Origin of the sequence: Methanobrevibacter curvatus, from assembly GCF_001639295.1 — an archaeon.
Classification (GTDB): Archaea; Methanobacteriota; Methanobacteria; order Methanobacteriales; family Methanobacteriaceae; genus Methanoflexus; species Methanoflexus curvatus.
This window is the reverse complement of the sequence record NZ_LWMV01000050.1, coordinates 1-3,429: the sequence shown is the minus strand read 5'-3', so window position 1 is coordinate 3,429 and position 3,429 is coordinate 1. Positions and strand designations below refer to the sequence as shown.

Sequence of the window (3,429 nt, the reverse complement as noted above, 5' to 3'; positions counted from 1 at the left end):
ATTTAAATATAAATTAATAAATTATTAAGTGTTATTTTACTAAATAAAATTGCAATTAATAGTTATAATAGATTTAACCAACTTAAAATTAATTTTAAATTATCTAAAATTTAAAATTTTGAATTTTAGAACATCTTAAGAATTAATAAAGAAATATTTTAAAAAAATTTTTATATAATTCATTTGCTACTTCTTTTTTTTTTAAAAAAAAAAAAAAAAATTAAGGAGTTAATCTTCTTCTATCTCTTGGGAATAAAACAGCTTCTCTAATGTTATTTACACCAGTTAGAACCATGGTTAACCTATCTGCACCTACACCCCAACCAGAGTGTGGAGGCATCCCATAATCAAAAGATTTTAGATAACTACCAAATGAATCAGGATTTAAACCTTTTTCACTTATTTTTTCCACTAAAAGGTCATGTTGATGAACTCTCATTGCACCAGAAGAAATTTCCAAATTTTTATACATTAAATCAAAAGCATGACTAATAGTAGGATCTTTTTCATTAGGCATAACATAAAATGGCTTAATTTCAGTTGGCCAATCAGTTAAAAAATAAAAATTATCATAAACTTCTCCAAGAGCTTTTTCAGCTGCACGGGACAAGTCATCACCCCATTCCATTTCAACACCTTTTGAATTAATTATATCTACAGCTTCATCATACTTTACAACAGGGAATGGACAACCGCAAAGTTCTAATTTAGAGTCAAGTATTTCCAAGCTATGATTTTCAGTATCAATTACATCATAGATTACTTTGTTAATTAATTTTTCTAATATATCCATAACATCCTTATCATCTAAAAATGAAGCTTCCATATCTATAGAAATGGCTTCATTTAAGTGTCTAAGAGTATCATGTTCTTCTGCCCTAAATATTTGAGCTATTTCATAAACCTTGTCAAATCCAGCAGCCATCATCATTTGTTTATATAGTTGAGGAGATTGACCTAAAAATGCTTCTCTTTCAAAGTATGTTATTGGAAATAGTTCTGTTCCACCTTCTGTTGCTGATGCAACTAATTTTGGAGTGTTAATTTCCATAAATCCATTATTTTGAAAGAAATCTCGTGTACTATGCAATATTTGGCTTTTTATTTTAAAAATTGCAGTAATGTTTTCTCTTCTTAAATCAATAAAACGAGAATCAAGTCGTGTATCAATTTCAGCTTTGACCTTATCAGTTGGATCCATTGGTAATGGTTGATTTGCTTCATTTAAAATAATTATTTCTGTTGGAATAATTTCTACACCATTTGGAGCTTTTCCAGCATCTTGAACTTTTCCCTTAACAGAAACAACAGATTCTTTTCTAAGTTTTCTGATTGTATCTAACACTTCTTGATCTACATGTTTTGTTGGAGCTGTAATTTGTATTCTACCTTCTCTATCACGTATAAGTACAAAAATAATCCCACCAAGATCTCTTATTTCGTGAACCCACCCCATAATTGTAATTTCATTTCCAACAGAGTTAGAATTTATATTTTTTGTATAATGGGTTCTTCTTAAATCACTTAATAAACTTGCCATTTATTCACCGCTAATTGATAAATATTAGTAAAAACTCTTTTTATAAAGTTAAAATCCAATAATTACAGTTGTTTGAAATAATAATTTCAAATTTATGTATTTTATTAAAAAAATATTTTTAAATTTATATTCATAAATAATTTATTAAAAATACTATATAACTTTAATTATTTTTAAATAAATTTAACACATCCAAAATGTTATTAAAAATTATAAAAAATAAAAATCAGTAAACTTTAAACTAAAATAAAAAATAAAAAATAAAATAAGAAAACTAATATTATAAAATAAAAAAACAACTATAAAAAAGAGAATAAAAAATTAAGCATCTTAATAAAAGCTATTCATTTGAATTTAAATCATTTAAACGAGATTTAACAGAATTACTATGAGCATAAAAACCTTCATACTCTGCAATTGGAATAATAATGTCTTTTAATGATTCTAATCCTTCTTTAGTAATTTTTTGGACCGTTGGTTTCTTTAAAAATGATTCTGTAGATAATCCCGAATACACTGCAGCACCACCAGCCGTTGGAAGAACATGGTTAGTTCCTGACCCATAGTCTCCTGCTGCAACTGGAGAATAATTTCCTAAGAAAATTGATCCTGCATTTTTGATTTTTTTTAAGACATCTTCATCATCTTTAGTAATTATAATTAAATGCTCTGGAGCATAATTGTTAGAAATCTCAATAGATTCTTTAATTTCTTTTGTTAGTATAATTTTACCATGATTTTTAAGAGACTGATTTATTACATCTTTTCTTTCAGCTTTTTGGCATAATAATTCTACTTCTTTTTTTGTCTTAAATGCAATATCCTCATCATCAGTTACTAAAACACAGGAAGCATTTGGATCATGTTCACTTTGAGATAAAATATCATGTGCAATAAAATTTGGATTAGCTGTTCTATCTGCTATTATTAAGACTTCAGAAGGACCTGCTGGAAAATCAATGTCTGTGTCACCATATACAAGCTTTTTTGCAGCTGTTACAAAGATATTTCCAGGTCCTACAATTTTTTCTACTTTTTTAATTGTTTCAGTTCCATATGCCAATGCAGCTATTGCTTGCGATCCTCCAATTTTATAAATTTCATCTGAACCTGCCAAATCAGCGGCCACCAATATTGCATCAGCTATTTTACCATTTTTTTGAGGAGGAGAACAGCAAACAATCCTTTCAACACCAGCTATTTTTGCAGGAACTACAGTCATGATAATTGTTGATGGATAAACAGCTCTTCCACCAGGAATATAACAACCTACACTGTTAATAGGTCTAATGATTTGTCCTGCCTCAATTCCATTTTTTAACTCTACTTTCCACTCTTTAGGAATTTGAAGTTTATGGAATTGTCCAATATTTTCAATGGCTAATTTTAATGAGTTTATAAGTTTTTCATCTAGATTCTCATAAGCTTCTTTAATTTCTTCGTGATTAACTTTAAAATCATTTAATTCTACTTTATCAAACTTTTTAGTGTATTCTTTTAATGCTTGATTTTTTTTAAGTTTTACATTATTTATTATGTCTTGAACAGTGCCTATAACATCATTTATATCAGTTTTTGACCTCTCCATGACCTTTGACAAATCTTCTTGAGAACTAATTATTTCCATTTTACCACTAAATTATATTTTATAAAAAACAATTAAAAAAATAATTAAAAACAATTAAAATAATTTATAAAAAAATTAGAAAATATATACATTATATAAATAAAATCATATAAATAAAATCATATAAATAAAATTATAAAACGAAGAACTATGATAAAATTAATAAAACTTACTAATTTATTTATTTATGATAATATTTAAATTTTTTACATAAGAGTTTAGAGATTAATTTTTCTAGATATTTATTTTAGACTATTTAAAG

At 26.3% G+C, this 3,429-nt stretch carries 2 protein-coding genes; both read right to left on the bottom strand.

Annotated features, from left to right (window positions below; all coding sequences use genetic code 11):
- Nucleotides 1-220: 220 nt before the first annotated feature.
- A complete protein-coding gene (aspS, locus tag MBCUR_RS01520; RefSeq protein WP_067089359.1) occupies nucleotides 221-1,540 on the bottom strand; it encodes an aspartate--tRNA(Asn) ligase in 1,320 nt (439 codons plus the stop codon).
- A gap of 340 nt (nucleotides 1,541-1,880) precedes the next feature.
- Nucleotides 1,881-3,167 carry a histidinol dehydrogenase gene (hisD, locus tag MBCUR_RS01515; protein WP_067089356.1) on the bottom strand — a complete coding sequence of 429 codons (1,287 nt, stop codon included), beginning with the start codon at nucleotides 3,165-3,167 and terminating at the stop codon, nucleotides 1,881-1,883.
- Nucleotides 3,168-3,429 lie beyond the last annotated feature (262 nt).

What these genes read in the sequence shown, in the direction of transcription:
- hisD (WP_067089356.1), bottom strand. Translation starts at nt 3,167, where the DNA reads ATGGAAATAATTAGTTCTCAAGAAGATTTGTCAAAGGTCATGGAGAGG.
- aspS (WP_067089359.1), bottom strand. Translation starts at nt 1,540, where the DNA reads ATGGCAAGTTTATTAAGTGATTTAAGAAGAACCCATTATACAAAAAAT.